Origin of the sequence: Rhizobium sp. NPDC090279 (genome assembly GCF_044769665.1) — a bacterium.
In the GTDB taxonomy this organism is placed as follows: Bacteria; Pseudomonadota; Alphaproteobacteria; order Rhizobiales; family Rhizobiaceae; genus Rhizobium.
The window spans coordinates 391,748-411,048 of record NZ_JBIVYI010000001.1; the positions used below are offsets into that span (position 1 = coordinate 391,748).

Below are 19,301 nucleotides of genomic sequence, written 5' to 3' on the forward strand. Positions count from 1 at the left end.
GAATTCTCCGATAAAGCGGGCTAATTTGACATCATCTGTCAGAATTGACGGACAATGGTGGATTAGATTTGGATCGCATCGACCTTTTCAGAATTTTTACGCGCGTCGTGGAGTGCAGCAGCTTCACCCGCGCGGCGGACACGCTCGGCCTGCCGCGTTCCTCGGTCTCTGCGGCCGTCATTGAATTGGAGGGACGCGTCTGCGCTCGGTTGCTTCATCGCAGCACACGCAGAGTATCGCCCACTCAGGATGGTGCGGCTTTCTATGATCGTTGTCTGCGGGTCATTGCCGACGTCGAGGAGACGGAAGGCCTGTTTCGCCAGAGCGACGCCAAACCATCAGGCAAGCTGCGCACGGACGTACCGGGCCGCATCGGCCGGCTGATCATCGCGCCAGCGCTGCCATCATTTCTCGACCAGTTTCCCGATATCGAAGTGGATCTCGGCGTCACAGACCGTGCCGTCAATCTGGTGGAGGACAGCGTCGATTGTGTTTTGCGCGTCGGGCCGCTCGTCGATTCCGGGCTGATTGCCCGGCCGATCGGAAAACTGCCGCTCATCAATGTCGCCAGCCCCGACTATCTAGCGAAGCATGGCTCGCCGCAGAGGCCAGAAGATCTCGACCGTCATTGGGCCGTGAATTACGCGTCGCCCTCGACCGGACGGATCGAGCCTTGGGAGTGGATGGAGGACGGCGCGTCGCGCAGCCTGCCGATGCGCGGGCGCGTGACCGTCAACAGCGCCGAGGCCTATATCGCCTGCTGCGTCGCGGGTCTTGGGCTGATCCAGAATCCGGCCTATGACCTGCGGCTGCATCTGGAGGCGGGAGAGCTAGTCGAAGTGATGCCGGACTATCGCGCGGAGCCGCTGCAGATGACTTTGCTTTATCCGCACCGCAGGCATCTCTCCCGTCGCGTTCAGGTCTTTGCCGACTGGCTGCAGGCGCTTTTGGAGGAGACGGTCGTCCGGCGATCGAGCCCGTTTGAGCGCCATGCCGCCCGTATGTGATTGAGCCACGACGCGGACGGCCAGCCTTCTCTCGCTTGGCAGGGTATTTTTACGCGCCCGTCCGGCCATATTGTCGGATAAGCTCGGCCAGCCGTTCATGGGGAATGGCCTGAATCCGGAAACGGTCGTAGGGCGTCCCACCCATATCCTCGGCCGCCAGCATCGCATTGACGACTGCTTCCTCGACGCTGTCCACCGTAGCCATGTAGACCGGGTCCAGCGGTTCGTCGTTGACGATTTCCAGGGGTAGGTGGCCATTGGCTCTGTGCGCCATCGGATGGGCATTCGCGGTCGAGAATGCCAGGAAGATGTCGCCGGAGTTGTTGCCGCCTGGCGTGCCGTTACGGCCGATGCCGATGGATGCGCGGCGGGCAAGGCGCTTGAGCTGGTGCGGCGCTAGCGGCAGATCGGTGGCGATGACGACGATGATGGAGCCGCGCTCCTGAAGCTGGCTCTGCGGCGTACCGTCCTGCATGTGCTGGCCGACTGGCACCCCCGCAATCGTCAGCCAGTCGCGCTGGCCATGGTTGGCCTGCACTAACGTCCCGATCGTGTAGCTGCGGCCATCGAACTCGACGATGCGGGAGGATGTGCCCGTCCCGCCCTTATAGCCGTAGGTGATCATGCCGGTGCCGCCACCGCAATTGCCTTCCTGCACCGGACCGGCCGCAATGCTGTCGAGCGCCGCTCGTACGTCGGCCTCGCTGACGTGCAGCCCGTTGATGTCATTCAGCGCGCCGTCATAGGTCTCGGCAATAACGGGCATGATCCAGAGGAAGTCGTCGGTCTGGTAGGTCGAGGCATATCGCTCGATCATCCATCTGATGGTGGCGTGATGCGCCATGCCGACGCCATGTGTATTGGTGATGACGACGGGACCGAGAAAGTAGCCACCGTCCTCGATCCAGTGCGTGCCGGTCATCTCGCCGTTGCCGTTGAAGCGGTGCATGCCGGCATAGACGGGGACGGGAGTTTCTGAGTCCATATGCGGCAGGATGGCGGTCACGCCGGTGCGCGTCGGCCGCTTGCGGCCGGGACGCGGCTCGTTCTCGATGATGGTGCGAAAGCCGACGCCGATGCCGGCGACATCGGTGATGGCATTGTTCGTGCCGGTGCGGCCGGTAAAGGGCAGGCCGAGTTCGCGGCCACGCGGTTTGCGGATGGTTGCTTTTGTTGTCATGTCATTTCTGCCGGGAGCGGAGATAGAGGCCAAGCGAGGCTACGAGGAAGGAGAAGGTCAGCATCATCACGGCGATGGCATTGATCTCCGGCTTGATGCCGCGACGGAGCATGGCGAAGATGAACATCGGCAATGTCGTCACATCGACGCCGGCGATGAAATAGGTGATCACCAGGTCATCCATCGAGATGATGAAGGCAAGCAGCGCGCCACCGAGTATGCCCGGCATCAGCTGCGGCAGCACCACGCGGCGGAACGTCATCCACTCATTGGCGCCGAGATCGGCGGAGGCGTTTTCCAGTGTCCGGTCCATACCGGCGAGCCGCGCCGACACGACGATAAAGACGTAGGAGGTCAGGAAGGTGCATTGGCCGATGATGATGGTCATCAGGCCAAGCTGGATACCGGCGCTGACGAAGAAGATCAGAAGAGCGATGCCGAGAACGATATCGGGCATCAGCATCGGCATGAACATGGCGACCTGATAGAAGCGCTTGCCGAAGAAATTGAACCGGTGAAGCGCGATTGCCATGGCGGTGCCGAGTAGGGTCGAGATCACAGTCGTTGTGAAGGCAATCTTCAGGCTGTTGAAGACGGCGGCAATGAGCTGGTCGGTCGATTCGATATAGAGCGCGTTTTCCGAGACTGCCGTCTTGAAGCCGAAGACCTGCGCGTACCAGTCGGTAGTGAAGCCGCTCCAGCTCATCATATTGACTGGGTTGGTGTTGAACGAATAAACGGCGATCAGCACGAGTGGAATGTAGATGAAGGCGAAGAACAGCAGCGTGTAGAGCGCCAGGCCGCCGTTGAAGAGGGTGCGTATAATCTTCATCAAACCCTCCTCATGCCGTCAGCGCTGCGGTCGCATTGCGACGGCCGGATAGCATGACATAGGCGAGAAGCAGGACGAGCATCACGGCCATCACCATCATGGCGAGCGCCGAGCCGAAGGGCCAGTTGCGCGCCGAGAGGAACTGTCCCTCGATGAGGTTGCCGAGCATCATCACCTTGGCGCCGCCGAGCACCGCAGGCACGACGAAATTGCCGAGCGCGGGAATGAAGACGATGACCGAGCCGCCGATGATCCCAGGCGTGGTGAGGGGCAGGACGATACGGAAGAAGGTCCGGATGGGGCCAGCACCGAGATCCAGCGACGCCTGAACGAGCCGCCAGTCGAGTTTTTCGATGCTGGCATAGATCGGCATGAACATGAACGGGATGAAGACGTAGACCATGCCGAGGATGATCGCTCCATCGGTGTAGATCATCTCCATCGGTGCCGAGATCACGCCCGTTGCCATCAGCGTATTGTTGATCAACCCGGTCGGACGCAGGATCATGACCCAGACGAAGAGCCGCACGATCAGGCTCGAGAAGAACGGCAGGGTGATGAGGAAGAGGCAGAAATTCTTCCATTTGTCCGGCAAGCGGCTGATGTAGAAAGCGGCCGGATAGCAGACGAGAAACGTCGCCACGACAGTCAAAGCTGCAATCCGGATCGAGCGAAGGAAGATGGCGATATAGACCGGATCATATTCCTCGAATTGCGGATTGGCGAAGCCCAGGATGCGGCCGAAATTATCGGGATAGAAGCTCCATTCGACGCCGCCATAGAGGCCAGGCGCAAGAAAGCTCGTCACCACCATGATGCCGAGCGGCACGAGGAAGAAGATCAGCAGGAAAAGCGTCACAGGCCCGAGCAACAGTCCGAGCTGAAAACGCCGGCGTGCGGCAATCGTCATCAGGCGGCCTCCCTCGCGGTGATCAGGTGGACGCTGGCTGGATCATAATGCCAGCGCGCCGTTTGACCGGCGGCAAGCGAGCCGACAGCGCCCCGCTGCGCGGCTGGAACCTGTGCCATGAGCTTGCGCCCACCCGCCATCCGACCGAAGACCTCGAAGGACGAGCCGACATAGACGATCTGCTCGACAGTGACGTCGATTGCCGGGCAACTGTCGGCAGAGGTTGAGAGGAAGAAGTTCTCCGGGCGGATGAGCGCAACGGCTGCCCCCTTACTCGCGGGCGTTATTCCCGGAGCATGTCTGATCGCCGTGCCTTCTCTTGTCATGAAGTTCTCACCGTCGCTGCTGCCTTCGAAGAGGTTGCTGGCGCCGATAAAGCTCGCCACAAAGGTATTGGTCGGGTGGTCGTAGATCTCCAGCGGCGTGTCGAGCTGCTGGATTCTCCCCTCGGCAAGCACCGCAACGCGATCCGACATGGTCAGGGCTTCCTGCTGGTCATGCGTCACGAAGATGAAGGTGATGCCGAGTTCGTGCTGCAGGTTCTTCAGCTCAAGCTGCATCGTCTCGCGCAGATGCCGGTCCAGCGCCGATAGCGGCTCATCGAGCAGCAGCACCTTCGGCCGTGCGACGATGGCGCGGGCAAGCGCCACGCGCTGCTGCTGGCCGCCCGACAATTGTCGCGGCAGGCGACCTTCCATGTCTTCCAGGCCGACCATCTTCAGCACCGATCGCACCCGTTCGATGCGTTCGGATTTGCCGACGCCGGCGGCCTCAAGGGCATAGCCGGTATTCTCGCCGACGCTCATGTGCGGAAAGAGCGCGTAATTCTGGAAGACGGTATTGACCGGCCGGCGATAGGGCGGTCGATCCGTCATGTCATCGCCGTCGATCATGATGCGACCCGTATCCAGTTCGACAAAGCCGCTGATCGCCTGCAGAAGCGTGGTCTTGCCACAGCCGGACGGCCCAAGAAGTGTAATGAATTCATTGCGGCCGATCTCAAGATCGATGCCGTCCAATGCCTTGACCTGCCGACCCTCGGGAGTCGCAAAGGCCTTTGCGGCTGAGGCCAGCCGCACGATCGCATCTCGCATTCGTCGTTCCCCGAAATGTTATTAAATTAACTCTTGCGTGATTTAGATATGTTGATATCATTTTTTCGTCGAAGTCAACGCCCTCAGTGCGGTCGGTTACAGCTTCCGAGAAAGGCCGGACCAAACGCGCCGAAGGGACAATAATCCTACCAAGGGGAACAGAAATGATGATTTTGAAAGGCGCGTTCCGGCGCCTGGGTCTCTTTGCGCTTACCGCATTGCTGCCCACAACGGTGCTAGCCGATGAGCTTAACATCTATAACTGGGGCGAATACATCAATCCGGCCGTCCTTCAGAAGTTCGAGGAGGAAACCAAGATCAAGGTCAATCTCTCGACCTATTCGTCGAACGAGGAAATGCTTGCCAAGATCCAGGGTGGCGCGACGGGCTACGATATTGTCTTCCCGTCGGTGCATATGCAGGAAATCATGGCCAAGCTGAACCTGCTGGAGAAGACCGATATCGATACTTATGCAGGTTTCAAGAATATCGATCCTCGCTTCCTGCGCGCCAAGAGCGATCCGAAGGGCGAATATTGCCTGCCTTACGCCTTCGGCACGGTCGGCATTCTCTATAACCGCAGGGTTCTCGGCAAGGATATCACCGGCTGGAAGGATCTGGTCGCGACGGTCAAGGCCAAGCACCTGAAGTTCACGCTGCTGGATGACATGCGCGAGGTGTTGGGCGTCGGCTTGATGCTCAATGGTCATTCAGTCAACTCGACCAAGCCGGAGGAATTGCAGCAGGCAGCCGATACGGTCATCGACATGAAGCCCTACGTCGCGGCCTTTACCTATGACTCCCGCCCGATGGTCGAATCCGGCGATATTGCCGCCGCTCATTTCTTCGTCGGTTCGATGATCAACGTCTTCGGCAACCCCAAGGATCTTGGCTATGTCATTCCGGAGGAAGGCGCGACCATGTATCAGGAAGACATGTGCGTGCTGAAGACCGCGCCGAACAAGGCCAACGCAATCAGGTTCCAGCAATTCTACACGCGCCCGGAAATTGCCGCGCTCAATGTCTCGCAGCAGACCAACGGCACGCCCAACGTTCCGGCCCGCCAATTGACGCCGGAAAACATCAAGAATAGCAAGGAGATCAATCCGACTGACGAGACCATGAAGCGCCTGCAGATCTTCGAGGATCTAGGCAGTGGTCTGCGTCAGTTCGATCGTGCATGGACGAAAGTCAAAACAGCGCAGTAATATTGCAAAACGATACTCCGCCCGGTCGCGGGCGGAGCTTCACCGGAGGGAAGATTGTCGAAGCATATCTTGAAGCTCGTGCAGAGCGCCGACATGCGCAGGTCGAAATCCGACAAGCTGATCGCCAGCTACATCGAGCGCAATATCGCCGAGCTTCCCTTCGAGACCGCCAAATCCATCGCAGCCAGGCTTGAAATCTCGCAGATGACGGTCGGCCGCTATCTGCGGCGGCTCGGCTTCGACGGTCTCGACGAGCTCAAGGCGGCGCTGCGACGCGGCGGCCGCTCCAATCCGGCCTGGCAGATCAAGGGGTCGCTGGACCGTTTCCAGGAAGACCTGCGCGATGGCAAGTTTCTCGCCGGACTGCTGCAGCAGCAGGTCGACAATCTCGGCATGATCTACGAGCTGACGACCGCGCCGCAATGGCAGCAGACGGTCGATGCCTTGATTTCGGCGAGCGAGGTCTATGTCGCCGCCTATCAGAACGTTCGAGGCATCGCCCAATACTTCGCCGCGCAGCTTTCCTATACCCGGCCACGCGTCGCCTTCATGGACGGCCTTAACGGCACCTATTCAGAATTGCTCGACGGCTCCGTGGATGGGCGTGTGCTCTTCCTTCATGATGTTCGTCGCTTCGCATCCAAGGCAAGGCCGCTGGCGGAGGAGGCTCGCCGTGCCGGCGTCAAGGTCATCCTGCTGACCGATGAATTTTGCCCCTGGGCGGAAGAGGTGTCGGATGTCTCGCTTGTCATACCCGGTTCGCACGGCCCGCTTTGGGATGGGGCCGCGACTATGACCGCGGTGATGGATCTGCTTCTCAGCAACATCCTCGTTCTGCTCCGCGGCAAGGTCGATGAGCGCGTCGAGCTGCTGACCCGCCTGCAGGATGTGTTCGGCGATTTCGAGAGTTGATCACAGGCTCTGAATGTCTTGTTGCTGTCACTGGGCGCGGCATAGTTTCGAGAGCCGAAATATGCTTTGGTCCGATCTATGAACACCAATGTCTTTCTGCGTTGCGCCTTTCTGCCGATTGTGGCTGTCGCTTTGGGGATGGCTTTGGCACAGGCGCGAGCTGCGTCCGAAACGGCTTTGTCTCCGACCAAGGAGCAGTTGCAGCAAGCCCTCGACCGGGTGAAACCCGGCCTTCCTCGAATCCGTGAATTCGTCGGCTGCGTTCCTGCTTTCGGGCAACCGGCGACCACTCGCCTTTGCTCGCTGACTGCCGAAGGGCGCGATTTCATCCAGAACCTACCGTTCCGTCTGGCTGGCGGGCGATGGGAGGTGGTGCTGGAACGAACGGGAACACCTCCGGAAATCGACGGCGCGTGCGCACCTCCGGATGTCGCCCAGACTGAGCTGCGAAAATTGCGCGGGGATGCGAAGCTGAAGGTTACGGGCGAGGTCGATGACGGCGCGGGCACGTTCACCACTGAACGCGGCGTGCTTCGCAACAAGAAGGGGCCGTACCGCCTGATGTGTCGCTACGAGGTTGTCGCGGGCTCCGGCAAGAAGGACCTCGTCATCGCCTATGTCTGGCACGACGGCACGCACTATAGTCTCGATTCGGATATCGAAGTATGGCCGGATGACTAACGGCGGCCGGTAGCTCGCAAGAGCGAACTACCGCGTGCCAATCTTATGGCTTCGCTATCTATCACGCAGCGTCGAGTGCAGACGCCAGATCGGCGATCAGGTCGTCGGGATGCTCAATCCCGATCGACAGGCGGATCGTCGATTCCAGCACGCCGATACGGTGGCGTACATCCACAGGCACGCCGGAATGTGTCGTGGTTGCCGGATGGGACGCCAGCGATTCCGTGCCGCCGAGGCTGACGGCGAGCTTGAAGATCTGCAGCGCGTTCAGGAATTTGAACGATGCCGGCTGGCCGCCCTTGATGTCGAAGGAGAAGGTGGAGCCTGCACCGCTGCACTGGGCCGCGAAGGTGCGGCCCGTTGGAGATGATGGATCGGTATAGGGCAGATAGTGGATCTGCTCGACCTTCGGATGATCGCGCAGGAAATCGGCCACGGCCCGGGCGTTGCTGTTTGCCCGCTCCATGCGGATCTGCAGCGTTTCCAGTGAGCGGCCGAGCATCCAGCAGGAATGCGGGTCGAGCTGCGTGCCGATCGCGCCGCGCAATGCCTTGACCTGCCTGATGATGGCCTTTGAGCCGAGGGCCGCACCTGCGATCAGGTCCGAATGGCCGCCGACATACTTGGTCAGCGAATAAAGGGAGATGTCCGCACCATGCTCGATCGGTCGCTGGAAGACAGGACCAAGCAGCGTATTGTCGCAAGCGATGATCGGCGTATGTCCCTGCTTCTTGCCGATCGTCTGGGCAGTGCGGCGGATTATCGCGATATCGACCAAGCTATTCGTCGGGTTGGCCGGCGTTTCCACGAGAATGACGGAGACGCGGCCTTTGGACATGGCTTCCTCGGCGCTTGCCATGACGGAGCTTTCACTGACGCCATCGGCGAACCCGACGGCGGCGACGCCAAGATTGAGGAATGTCCTGGCGATCAGCGTTTCCGTGCCGCCGTAGAGCGGTTGGGAATGCAAGATTGCGTCTCCGGGGCGGACGAAGGTGAGAAGGGTGGTGGCGATCGCTGACATCCCCGAGGAAAACAGCGCGCCGCTTTCGGCTTTTTCATAGACAGCGAGACGATCCTCGACGATTTCGCTGTTGGGGTGATTGAAGCGCGAATAGACGAGGCCGACGCCGGTGCCTGCCGGCGGCTCCGTGCGGCCGGAGACGTAATTGAAGAAATCACGTCCGTCCTCGGCCGATTTGAAGACGAAGGTGGAGGTCAGGAAAACAGGCGGCTTGACCGCGCCCTCGGAAAGCTCCGGGTCGTAGCCGTAATTCAGCATCTGGGTTTCGGGATGGAGGGCGTGGTTGCCGATATGCGTTTTCGAGGGATGCGGCGCAGTCATGACGGTCTCCTCAGCCGACGGCACGAATTTTAGATTCGCATCATATTATCAGTTGAGGGGCTGCTTGCCATAGTCTTTGGCAGATGACGGGCCCACCAAGGCGAGCCCGTCCTATCGATATGGTCAGTAGATCTCCGGCACGTACATTTCCGGCGGCACCGGGGTGCGGTGGTAGTCTTCGTGGCGAAGGCGCTCCGGCAGGACGATTTCCGGCTTCGGCACGTTTTCATAGGGAATCTGATTCAGAAGATGAGCGATGCAATTGAGGCGTGCTCTCTTCTTGTCGACGGCGTGGACGACCCACCACGGCGCTTCCGGAATATGCGTGCGCTCCAGCATCTCTTCCTTGGCCTTGGTGTATTCTTCCCAGTGCACCCGGCTCTGCAGGTCCATCGGCGAAAGCTTCCACTGCTTCAGCGGGTCCTGAATGCGCATGTTGAAGCGGAATTCCTGCTCCTCGTCGGTGATCGAGAACCAGTATTTGAGCAGGATGATGCCGGAGCGAACCAGCATCCGCTCGAAATCCGGCACGGAGCGGAAAAACTCTTCCAGCTCATCCGGAGAGCAGAAACCCATGACGCGTTCGACGCCGGCGCGGTTATACCAGCTGCGGTCGAACAGTACCATTTCGCCAGCGGTCGGCAGATGAGCGGTGTAACGCTGGAAATACCACTGATGCCGCTCACGCTCGGTCGGTGCCGGCAATGCGACGACGCGGCAGACGCGTGGATTGAGGCGCTGGGTGACACGCTTGATGGCGCCGCCCTTGCCGGCGGAATCGCGGCCCTCGAACAGCACGACGACCTTGAGCTTCTTGTACTGCACCCAGTCCTGCAGGCGCACCAGCTCATGCTGAAGGCGGAAGAGTTCGCGGAAATAGAGCCGGCGGTCGAGCGTTGCCTCGCCTTCGCTGATAAGGCCTTCCGCAACCAGCTCGTCGAGGCGGTCCTCTTCGAGCTGCAGCTCCAGCTCTTCGTCAAAGCTGTCGACGATCTCATCCTTGATACGGCTGAGCGGGTCCTGGGTCTCTTCGGTCATTGTGCGCCTCCTGCTCTGTTTTCATGTTGATGCTGCAGCCCTGAAGCCGCAGAAAGCCGGCACGCTGCTCATGCACGTGCCGGCTGTGGCTTTGACATTATTCGGCGGTCCAGCCGCCGTCGACGGAAAGCGTCGTGCCGGTAATTTGCTTCGCGGCGTCGCCGCACAGGAAGACGGCGATGGCGGCCACTTCGTCGACGGTCACGAATTCCTTCGTCGGCTGGGCGGCCAGCAACACATCGTGCTTGACCTGCTCTTCCGTCATGTTGCGTGCCTTCATCGTCTCGGGGATCTGCTTTTCGACCAGCGGCGTCCAGACATAGCCAGGCGCGATGGAATTGACGGTCACGCCGTTCTGCGCGGTTTCGAGGGCGATGGTCTTGGTCAGGCCGGTAATGCCGTGCTTGGCGGAGACATAGGCCGATTTGAAGGGGGAGGCGACCAGCGCGTGCGCCGAGGATGTGTTGATGATGCGGCCCCATTTGCGCGCCTTCATGCCGGGAATGGCCGCCTTGATGGCATAGAAAGCGGCCAGCAGGTTGATGCGGATGATCGCTTCCCACTTGTCATCGGGAAATTCCTCGATCGGCGCGACAAACTGGATGCCGGCATTGTTGACGAGAATATCGAGGCTGCCGAAGGCTTCCTCGGCTTCGCGCACCATTGATGTCACTTCCTCGCCGTTCATCATATTGGCGCCGGAGTAACGGCACTTCACGCCGAAGTCGGCTTCGATGGCTGCGCGTTCCTTTTCGATCGCATCGGCATCGCCGAGGCCGTTGATCGTCACATTCGCGCCCTCGGCGGCAAAGGCGCGGGCAATCGCCAGCCCGATACCGCTCGTCGAACCGGTGACCAGCGCATTCTTCGAAGTCAACGAACCCATTATGCTACTCCCGCAATCGCTATGACATGGTTGGATAAAGGGAAATGCTCAAGATGAGCGCACACTGCCAGCCTCGTATGTCGCTTTGATTACAGTGGCGGTCAGGCCCCGCGCCGCAACCGTCCGGCGCCTGACACTTCATTGTCATGCAACCGTGCAAATTTCCGCAATGGTGCCCGGCGATTTTCTCTAGCGACGGAAAATATGATGAAGGTCGAAGACATTCTCAAACATGCCTATGCAATGCCGCTGACCAATCCCTCCTATCCCCCAGGACCCTACAGGTTCTTCGATCGAGAATACATCATCATTACCTACCGCACGACACGCGAGGCCCTTGAGGCCGTCGTGCCCGCGCCGCTCGAGATCGACGAGCCGCTGGTAAAGTATGAATTCATCCGCATGCCCGATTCCACCGGCTTCGGCGACTATACCGAGACCGGACAGGTCATCCCGGTGACATATCGCGGACAAAAGGGTGGTTATGTCCACTCTATGTATCTCGATGACGATGCGCCGATCACCGGTGGCCGTGAAATCTGGGGCTTTCCGAAGAAGCTTGCCAGTCCGAAGATCGTCAACGAGGGCGAAGTCATCGTTGGTACGCTGCATTATGGCAGCGTCCTCTGCGCCACCGGAACGATGGGCTACAAGCACAAGCCGGTCGATCAAGGACCGCTTTTGTCCGCTCTGTCGGAGCCGAATTTCCTGATCAAGATCGTGCCGCATGTCGATGCAACGCCCCGCATCTGCGAGCTGGTGCGCTATTATTTGACCGATATCACCATCAAGGAAGCCTGGACCTCGCCTGCCGCCCTCGATCTGAGGCCACACGTCATGGCCGATGTCGCGCGGCTGCCCGTTCTCGAAGTGGTTTCCGCCGTTCATTTCACTGCCGATTTGACCCTCGGCCTTGGCGAAGTCGTTCACGACTACCTCGCCGAGCGCCGATAGCCAAAGGCTCTATTTTCTTTTCATGCTGGAGACGGACCGTGCTCGAACGAAACACCAAGGCCGCAGCCCCGACTATCCCGGAAATTGCCGCTCAATATGATCGTGTCGCCCTGGTATTCCAGGGCGGCGGCGCCCTCGGCGCCTATCAGGCCGGCGTCTACCAGGCGCTTGCCGAGGCCGGATGCGAGCCCACCTGGCTGTCGGGCGTCTCGATCGGCGCGGTCAACGCCGCGATCATTGCCGGTAACGAACCGAGCCGGCGGCTGCAGCGTTTGGAGCAATTCTGGCAGATCATCTCAGGCCGCAAGATCTGGGCCTACACGCCGGAAGGCGATTTCTTCCGTGATATCCGCAACCGCACGAGTTCATGGATGACCATGACGATGGGGCAGCCCGGCTTCTTCAAACCGCGCTTTCCCAATCCCTGGCTCGAGCTGCCGGGTGCCGAAGGTGCGACCAGCTTCTACGATTCCGCCGAGCTGAAGAAGACGCTGGAAATGCTGATCGACTTCGACGTGCTGAATGATGGCAAGAAGCGCTTCAGTGTCGGCGCGGTCAACGTCAGAACCGGCAATTTCGTCTATTTCGACACCGACAATATCTGGATTGGCCCTGAGCACATCATGGCAAGCGGCGCCCTGCCGCCCGCCTTGCCGTCCATCCGCATCGAAGGCGAATATTATTGGGATGGCGGCATCGTCTCCAACACGCCGCTGCAATATCTGCTCGATCAGGAAGAAGACCGCAGCTCGCTCGTGTTCCAGGTGGATCTCTTCAGCGCGCGTGGCGTCCTGCCGCGCAGCATGCCGGACGTGCTGTCGCGTCATAAGGACATCATGTATTCGAGCCGCACGCGGCAGAACACCGACAACTTCAAGCGCATTCACGGGCTGAAAATGAAGCTCTTGAGCGCGCTGAAGCGTGTTCCGAAGGATCAGCTGACCCCCGCAGAGGAAGAGCTGATCGCCGACTATTCCGACGCCGGCGTGGTCAACATCGTGCATCTGATCTATCAGCACAAGAATTACGAAGGCCACGCCAAGGACTATGAATTCTCCGGCACCTCGATGCGCGAACATTGGGACATGGGGCTCGAGGATACCAAGCGCACGCTGCGTCATTCCGAATGGCTGCTGCCGCCCTTCACCGACGATGGCGTCGCCATCCACGATCTGCACCGCGAAGATCCGGTCTGAGGCAGCCAAGCTGCAACCCGATTGTACCAAATTGCCGGCCGGGCTTTCGCTCCGCCGGCACAATTTTTGACTGGGCTCGCAAAACTCCCCGACGCGGCAAGCTATCCCTGCTTGAGCCGGTGCCGGTGGGCTGCCTGCTTGGCGCGATTGCCGCACATTGCCATACTGCACCAGCGTCTGCGGTGGCCGCGCGTGTGGTCGACGAAAAGCAGGGTGCAAGCATGACCTTCGCACGCCTTCACATCGGAGAAATCCTCCGCGCAGACGAAGTGTCCCAGCGCTTCGCCGATCGGTAACAGCAGCGACTCCGGCGAGCGCCATTTCCGCATCGACTGAAAGCCGAGCCCCTCGTCCTTGTCCGATTGTGCTGCGACGATCCGACCGAAGCCTTCGTCGCGTTCCAGCAGGCGGTTCAGAGGCTCCAGTTCGTTCACGGCATCCGTTGTCAGCGGCGATCCCTTGCGGGCAAGCACGAAGCTTCTGAACCATTCGCGCAGGCTTCTGGCCTGATCGGCGACCTTGTCGAGTTCGCCGGGAAGCGCCTGCTCGCGCATGGTAGCCAGTATCTCCCGCGACACCAGGCCCGCCTGTTCCAGCCAGCGCAGCAGACCCTCTCCATCATCGATCCAGTCGATCGGCACATCCACGGGCGTTGCGACCGAATTGAGAAAATCCAGTCCCAGCGTGTCGCCGACGAAGATGGCGGGGGAATGGTTGTCCATGGACTACTCCTGTTCCGGCCGACAGGGATACTGCAAGGCCGCTCGAAAATGCAGCCTTTACATAACCTATCAAATGCCGCTTGACAAGTTACGCATATCGAGCGTAACCCTATTGGTGTCATTTAAACGGTTACTAACTTCAAGCCATAGGGAGAAAGCTGATGTCGTCGCGAAACGTAGGTATTGTTCTTGTCCATGGCGCCTGGGCGGATGGGTCTGGCTGGGCAAAGGTGATCGCGCCGTTGGCGGCCGCCGGCTTTTCGGTGAGTGCCGCTCCCTTGCCTTTGACCTCCTTTGCCGAGGATGTGGCAGCGCTTGAACGCACGCTGGAGCGGGCGGAAGGGCCGGTGATCCTGGTCGGTCACGCCTATGCCGGTGCCGTCATCGCCGCCGTTTCCAGCGAAAAGGTGAAGGCGCTCGTCTATGTTGCCGCACTTGCGCCGGAGGAAGGCGAGACGGTTGCCGATGTCTTCTATCGCGGCGAGCCCCACCCGCAAGCGCCGAAACTGGCGCCAGACGGCCACGGGCTGATCTACCTTCCGCGTGAGGCAATCGCCACTGCCTTTGCCCAGAACGCGGAGGCAGACGAGCTGGCGGTGCTGGCGGCCTCGCAGCGGCCGATCTCGCCGGCATGTATCACCGTCCCTGTCGGTCGTCCGCTCTGGAAGGATCGTGCCACCTGGTTCCTGATCGCCGAGGAGGACCGGATGATCCTGGTCGACAACCAGCGCTTCATGGCGGCGCGCATGAAGGCGAAGCAACGCTCCGTCCGGGCCGATCACATGCCGATGGTCACGGCGCCGGCCGCCGTCATCGACGTCATCCGGGAAGCCGCCACCACCCTCTGAATCCCGGGTTGGTAACTCAATAAGTTAAATCGGAAAGGTTATGAAAGGACCTTATCATGACTGATATCAACTATCGCACCATCAATGTCGAAGGCGTCAAGGTCTTCTATCGCGAGGCGGGCTCCCCGGGCGCAGCCAAGCTCCTGCTGCTGCACGGCTTCCCGAGCTCCAGCCATATGTTCCGCGATCTCATCCCGCTTCTGGCCGATCGCTACCATATCATCGCACCGGATCTTCCGGGCTTCGGTCAATCCGATGCGCCGAAGGGCAGCAACACGTTTGACAGCATTGCCGAGACGATCGACCGCTTCACCGAAATCGTCGGTTTCGATCGCTATGCCGTCTATGTCTTCGACTATGGCGCACCCACGGGCTTCCGGCTGGCGGTAAAGCATCCGGAGCGGATCACGGCCATTATCTCGCAGAACGGCAATGCGTATGAAGAGGGTTTGGGCGACGAGTGGAGCCCGATCCAGGCTTACTGGCGCGACGCTTCGGAGGAAAACCGCAATGCGCTGAAGGCGGCGTTCACGCCAGAAGCAACGGCTTGGCAATACACCCACGGGGTCCCTGATATCTCGAAGGTCTCCCCGGATGGCTATTCGCTCGATAGCCTCTATCTGGCCCGTCCCGGCGCGGAAAGGGTACAGCTCGATCTCTTCGGCGATTACAAGAGCAACGTCGCGCTCTATCCGACATTCCAGGCCTATTTCAGAACCCATAAGCCGCGCCTGCTGGCGGTGTGGGGCAAGCACGATCCCTTCTTCGTGCCTCCGGGCGCCGAGGCCTATCGCAGGGATATTCCGGAGGCGATCGTTAAATTCCTCGATACCGGCCATTTCGCCCTCGAGACGCATGCAGCCGAGATTGCGGCCGAAATCCGCGCTTTCCTCGGTTGATATCGAGCCGGACCGCGCCGGCGATTGGCGGGCGCGGTCCGGACAGCATCTTTTGAAAAGGAGGAATATCATGTCCGGCAGAGTTGCTGTTATTACCGGCGCCAGCCAGGGTATCGGACGGTCAACCGCTATCCGTCTTGCGCGGGATTTTGGCGCGCTGGTCCTCGTTGCCCGTAACAAGGCCAAGCTTGAGGAGACGGCCAAAGCGGCCGGGGAGGCGGGCAGCCAAGTGCTCGTCATCGATGCCGATCTCGGTGAGGCAGCGGCGGCTCAGTATGTGGTCGACGAGACGTTGTCCGCCTTCGGTCGGATCGATGCACTGCTGAACATTGCCGGCGCCGTACCGCAGATCGACCTTTTCGAGATGACGGATCAGCAATGGGAGGACGGCCTGGCATTGAAGCTGCATGGCGCGCGCCGCCTCACCATCGCGGCCTGGCCGGCACTGAAGAAAGTCCAGGGATCGGTCGTGCTGATGTCTGGAAACTCTGCGATTTTTCCCAAGGCGCCCTATGCGGCCGTCGGCACGATCAACGCGGCAATTGTAGCCTTGGCGAAGGCTTTCTCCGATCGTGGTATCGCCGACGGTGTCCAGGTCAACAGCGTCTTGCCCGGTCCTGTCATGACCGGGCGGCGGCAATCCTATCTCGAACATTGGGCGCCGTTGCACGGCATGACTGTCGAAGACGCGACCGCCAAGTTTCCGCAGGAAGCCGGGATCGCCCGCTATGGCGAACCGGACGAGATCGCGGAGCTGATGGCCTTCCTGGTCTCGCCGGGAGCGCACTGGATGACCGGTTCGGCGCTGCGCATGGACGGCGGCGAGGTGAAGTCCATCTGATCGGCATTTGTGGGAGCGAGGTTAGCGAGCCTTGTAGCTGACCGAGATCTTGGCGCTTGCCAGGGCGGTTTGTGCCAGCTGCGCAGCATCGAGGCCGAGGGTCCCGATCGGCAATGGCTTGTCAAAGGCGAGGTCAAGCGTGAAGAAGCCGGTCGGGTGCGGCAGATCCTGCACGAAGCGGAGAAGGGCCCTTTTCGATTCCGCATCGATCCTGTTGTCGGGCAGGGCTTGCAGCGCCGCGACCGTGGTATCACGCAACTGGTTGATGCCTTGCGCGGGATCATCCGAACCCGTCACCTGCTGGAGGAAAGCCGCAAGCGACGGTACGGCCATGCCCTCGAACAGTCCCATATTATCGAGCCGGAAGCGCAGATGGGCGAGGCTAACCGACCCCTCCTGCGTCAACGCCGGCACACCGGCATTTTTGGGCAGGTTCAGCTCGGCAGAGAGCGAGGCCTCGCCAAGGCGTAGATTGGTGAGCTGTAGCTGTTGAATATCCAGATAGCCGTCTTTCGGGTCGAAACGGAAAGCGCCGGACAGATCCATCGGCCATTGCTGGACTGTCGTGATGTAATTGGCCATGGCATTGTCGAGCAGCGGCGTGAAGCGCACGCCCTCGACGGAGAACCGTCCCCAGGTCGGTAGGCGATCGGGTTTGTTCGCGATGGACTTGAGGAAGTCGACCAGGCCGTCTCCCTTGAATTCGGCGCGATCGAAGGTCCATCCCATTCTGGTGCCGGATTTGAAAATCCCGTTGGTGACAGCGCAGCCGTCATGCAGATCGGAAATGGCAAAGCCGTCCGCGCGTTGGATCGCGGCGCTCCCCTCGATGAGGTCGGCGCATGGCGCTTCCGCGGCTGCTGCTGTGAGAGGGGCGAAGGCGACGAGCAGCGGGAGCAGAAGAGAAAAGCGCATCTTTCAGAACTACCTATTTGAGTCGATCGGCAAATACGGGCAGCGCCATGTTTGCGGCTATGCCGCTTGTGTCAAGGCATGGCACTCCAATAGCTGGCTTGCCGCAACCCCCTTGCATGAGGATGTGATGCCCTCAGGCAATGGAGCTGGTATTGTCGGTGGCGCGGATCAGATCGGCCGCCTTCTCGGCCAGACAATAGGTCGCCGCGACCGTGTTGCCCGAAACGATGCTCGGCATGATCGAGGCATCGACGACGCGCAGGCCCTCAACACCATGCACCCGCATGGTGACGGGGTCGACGACCGATCGCTCCCCGCGTCCCATGGCGCAGGTGCCGACGGGATGAAACAGCGTGCCGACCCTTTCACGGATGAAGGCGTCGAGCGCGCCGTCGTTTTCGATGTCCGGCCCCGGATCGATTTCGGCGTCGAGATGCGGCGCGAAAGGGGGCTCTGCGGTAATCTTCCGCGCCAGCCGAATGCCCTTGCGCAGCACGTCCATCGTGCTGTCGCCGCGAAAGAAATTATAGCTGATCGAAGGCTTCTCGCCGGGATCGGCGCTTTTCAAGGCAACGCGGCCGATGCTGCCGGGCCGAAGCTGGCAGACATGCATGAGGAAGCCATGGCCGGTGAAGCCCGATGCTGCCTGGGTATTGGCCCGGCCGGTGCAGAAGAACAGCTGGATATCCGGCCGGTCGCTTGCCGGGTCCGTCGAGATGAAGCCGCCGCCTTCGCCCGTGGTCGAGGAAAACAGCCCGCGCTTGTTGAAGATCCAGTTGAGCACATGGCCGATGTTGCGCGGCAGGGCCCGCCACGAGACGCCATAGGGCGCGATGGATTTTGCACGATATTCGATGGTGACGTCGAGGTGATCCTGCAGGTTTTCGCCGACACCCGGCAGGTCCGCGACGACAGGAATGCCGTGGCGCGCAAGCTCGTTGGCATTGCCGATACCCGACAGCATCAGCAGATGCGGCGATGCGAAAGAGCCGGCCGAGAGGATGACTTCGCGACCCTCCAGCATTCCGTCCTGCCCACCTCGCCGGAACGCGATACCGGTTGCCTTCTGCCCGTCGAACACGACGTGGGTGGCCTCGGTCCCGCTCATCACCGTCAGGTTCGGGCGATGTCGTACCGGATCGAGATAGCCGCCCTCGGCCGTGACACGCTCGCCGTTTCTCTGCGTAAACGTGTAAAGGCCGACGCCGTTCTGACGCGCGCCGTTGAAATCGGCATTCAAGGGATGACCGGCCTGCTGTGCGGCTTCCAGAAACACGTCCGCCATTGGATTGACGCTGCGCAGCGGCGCGATATTGAGCGGACCTCCGGTGCCGTGATAGGCCGGATCGATCTGCATTTCGAGCGGCGTGTTGCCGAAGCGGATATGTTTGGCCGAGCCCGGTTCAGCGAGGATCTCGAAGCGCTCCAGCTTGCGGAAATAGGGTAGCAGGTCGTCGTAACCCCAGCCGGGATTGCCGAGGTCGCGCCAATGGTCGAAATCCTCGCGCTGGCCGCGGATGAATATCTGACCGTTGACATTCGTCGAGCCTCCCGTGCCCTTGCCGCGTGGCAGGGCCATGGAGCGGCCCTGCAGGCCGGGCTCGGGTTCGGTTTCGAACCAGGACATGAATTTCGGCCCGCCGAGAAAGGCGAGCGCCGGCGCCATGAAAGTCACCATGGCAAGCGGAATGCGCACGATCGCCTTGCGTGCATTGCGATCCATGCCCGCTTCGACGAGGCAGACGCGGGTGGCCGGATCTTCGCTCAGGCGATTGGCCAGCACGCAGCCCGCCGCGCCGCCACCGACGATGATGTAGTCGAACTCCGGCAAGG

General features: G+C 60.6%; 19 protein-coding genes. 9 read left to right on the top strand and 10 right to left on the bottom strand.

All coding sequences use genetic code 11. The annotated features are described in order from the left end of the window. Window positions 1–68: 68 nt before the first annotated feature. A complete protein-coding gene (locus ACIQWP_RS01785) occupies window positions 69–1,007 on the top strand; it encodes a LysR family transcriptional regulator (protein ID WP_402781420.1) in 939 nt (312 codons plus the stop codon). Window positions 1,008–1,056: 49 nt separating this feature from the next. On the opposite strand, the gene ACIQWP_RS01790 is transcribed toward ACIQWP_RS01785, so the two are convergent. From ACIQWP_RS01790 to ACIQWP_RS01805, 4 genes are read right to left on the bottom strand one after another with little or no spacing between them, the layout of a single operon-like run. Further along, window positions 1,057–2,187 carry a P1 family peptidase gene (locus tag ACIQWP_RS01790; RefSeq protein ID WP_402781423.1) on the bottom strand — a complete coding sequence of 377 codons (1,131 nt, stop codon included), beginning with the start codon at window positions 2,185–2,187 and terminating at the stop codon, window positions 1,057–1,059. 1 nt (window position 2,188) lies between these two features. Continuing rightward, a complete protein-coding gene (locus tag ACIQWP_RS01795; RefSeq protein WP_402781426.1) occupies window positions 2,189–3,019 on the bottom strand; it encodes an ABC transporter permease in 831 nt (276 codons plus the stop codon). Between the two features lie 10 nt (window positions 3,020–3,029). After that, window positions 3,030–3,929, bottom strand: a complete 900-nt coding sequence (locus ACIQWP_RS01800; protein ID WP_402781429.1) for an ABC transporter permease — start codon at window positions 3,927–3,929, stop codon at window positions 3,030–3,032. After that, window positions 3,929–5,023, bottom strand: a complete 1,095-nt coding sequence (locus tag ACIQWP_RS01805; RefSeq protein WP_402781432.1) for an ABC transporter ATP-binding protein — start codon at window positions 5,021–5,023, stop codon at window positions 3,929–3,931. Before ACIQWP_RS01805 ends, ACIQWP_RS01800 begins: the two co-directional genes overlap by 1 nt. A gap of 164 nt (window positions 5,024–5,187) precedes the next feature. Between ACIQWP_RS01805 and ACIQWP_RS01810 the strand changes: the two genes are divergently transcribed. The 3 genes from ACIQWP_RS01810 to ACIQWP_RS01820 all read left to right on the top strand — a co-directional run bounded on the left by ACIQWP_RS01810 (window position 5,188) and on the right by ACIQWP_RS01820 (window position 7,824). Next, window positions 5,188–6,231, top strand: coding sequence for a spermidine/putrescine ABC transporter substrate-binding protein (locus ACIQWP_RS01810; protein ID WP_402781435.1), 1,044 nt, complete (start codon window positions 5,188–5,190; stop codon window positions 6,229–6,231). A 54-nt stretch (window positions 6,232–6,285) separates the two neighbouring features. Continuing rightward, entirely contained in the window at window positions 6,286–7,143 is an 858-nt protein-coding gene (locus ACIQWP_RS01815) for a MurR/RpiR family transcriptional regulator (protein WP_402781438.1), read from the top strand. A gap of 144 nt (window positions 7,144–7,287) precedes the next feature. Next, on the top strand, window positions 7,288–7,824 hold the full coding sequence (locus ACIQWP_RS01820; RefSeq protein ID WP_402781441.1) for a hypothetical protein: 537 nt from the start codon (window positions 7,288–7,290) through the stop codon (window positions 7,822–7,824). Between the two features lie 61 nt (window positions 7,825–7,885). Here the strand turns inward: ACIQWP_RS01820 and ACIQWP_RS01825 are convergent, their stop codons facing one another. The 3 genes from ACIQWP_RS01825 to ACIQWP_RS01835 form a co-directional block, all read right to left on the bottom strand. Continuing rightward, on the bottom strand, window positions 7,886–9,169 hold the full coding sequence (locus tag ACIQWP_RS01825; RefSeq protein WP_402781444.1) for a cystathionine gamma-synthase family protein: 1,284 nt from the start codon (window positions 9,167–9,169) through the stop codon (window positions 7,886–7,888). Between the two features lie 123 nt (window positions 9,170–9,292). Then, window positions 9,293–10,207: a polyphosphate kinase 2 gene (gene ppk2 / locus ACIQWP_RS01830; protein ID WP_402781447.1), complete on the bottom strand. Its 915-nt coding sequence runs from the start codon at window positions 10,205–10,207 to the stop codon at window positions 9,293–9,295. A 97-nt stretch (window positions 10,208–10,304) separates the two neighbouring features. Next, window positions 10,305–11,093, bottom strand: coding sequence for a 3-hydroxybutyrate dehydrogenase (locus ACIQWP_RS01835; RefSeq protein ID WP_402781450.1), 789 nt, complete (start codon window positions 11,091–11,093; stop codon window positions 10,305–10,307). A gap of 207 nt (window positions 11,094–11,300) precedes the next feature. Here ACIQWP_RS01835 and ACIQWP_RS01840 point away from each other — a divergent pair, with 207 nt between their 5' ends. Further along, on the top strand, window positions 11,301–12,047 hold the full coding sequence (locus tag ACIQWP_RS01840) for an acetoacetate decarboxylase (protein ID WP_402781453.1): 747 nt from the start codon (window positions 11,301–11,303) through the stop codon (window positions 12,045–12,047). Window positions 12,048–12,085: 38 nt separating this feature from the next. Next, entirely contained in the window at window positions 12,086–13,243 is a 1,158-nt protein-coding gene (locus tag ACIQWP_RS01845) for a DUF3734 domain-containing protein (protein ID WP_402781456.1), read from the top strand. A gap of 101 nt (window positions 13,244–13,344) precedes the next feature. Here the strand turns inward: ACIQWP_RS01845 and ACIQWP_RS01850 are convergent, their stop codons facing one another. Then, the gene (locus ACIQWP_RS01850) at window positions 13,345–13,965 is read right to left on the bottom strand and encodes a CGNR zinc finger domain-containing protein (protein ID WP_402781459.1); all 621 of its coding nucleotides are present in this window, start codon (window positions 13,963–13,965) and stop codon (window positions 13,345–13,347) included. Between the two features lie 161 nt (window positions 13,966–14,126). On the opposite strand from ACIQWP_RS01850, the gene ACIQWP_RS01855 reads away from it, so the two are divergent. The 3 genes from ACIQWP_RS01855 to ACIQWP_RS01865 all read left to right on the top strand — a co-directional run bounded on the left by ACIQWP_RS01855 (window position 14,127) and on the right by ACIQWP_RS01865 (window position 16,553). Continuing rightward, window positions 14,127–14,813, top strand: a complete 687-nt coding sequence (locus ACIQWP_RS01855) for an alpha/beta fold hydrolase (RefSeq protein ID WP_402781462.1) — start codon at window positions 14,127–14,129, stop codon at window positions 14,811–14,813. Window positions 14,814–14,869: 56 nt separating this feature from the next. Continuing rightward, window positions 14,870–15,712, top strand: a complete 843-nt coding sequence (locus tag ACIQWP_RS01860; RefSeq protein ID WP_402781465.1) for an alpha/beta fold hydrolase — start codon at window positions 14,870–14,872, stop codon at window positions 15,710–15,712. Between the two features lie 70 nt (window positions 15,713–15,782). Further along, complete coding sequence (locus ACIQWP_RS01865; protein ID WP_402781468.1) at window positions 15,783–16,553, top strand: SDR family oxidoreductase; 771 nt, start codon at window positions 15,783–15,785, stop codon at window positions 16,551–16,553. A gap of 21 nt (window positions 16,554–16,574) precedes the next feature. On the opposite strand, the gene ACIQWP_RS01870 is transcribed toward ACIQWP_RS01865, so the two are convergent. Together ACIQWP_RS01870 and ACIQWP_RS01875 are read right to left on the bottom strand one after the other, a co-directional pair. Next, complete coding sequence (locus ACIQWP_RS01870; protein ID WP_402781471.1) at window positions 16,575–17,468, bottom strand: hypothetical protein; 894 nt, start codon at window positions 17,466–17,468, stop codon at window positions 16,575–16,577. A 133-nt stretch (window positions 17,469–17,601) separates the two neighbouring features. Further along, a complete protein-coding gene (locus tag ACIQWP_RS01875) occupies window positions 17,602–19,299 on the bottom strand; it encodes a GMC family oxidoreductase (protein ID WP_402781474.1) in 1,698 nt (565 codons plus the stop codon). Between the last annotated feature and the right edge of the window lie 2 nt (window positions 19,300–19,301).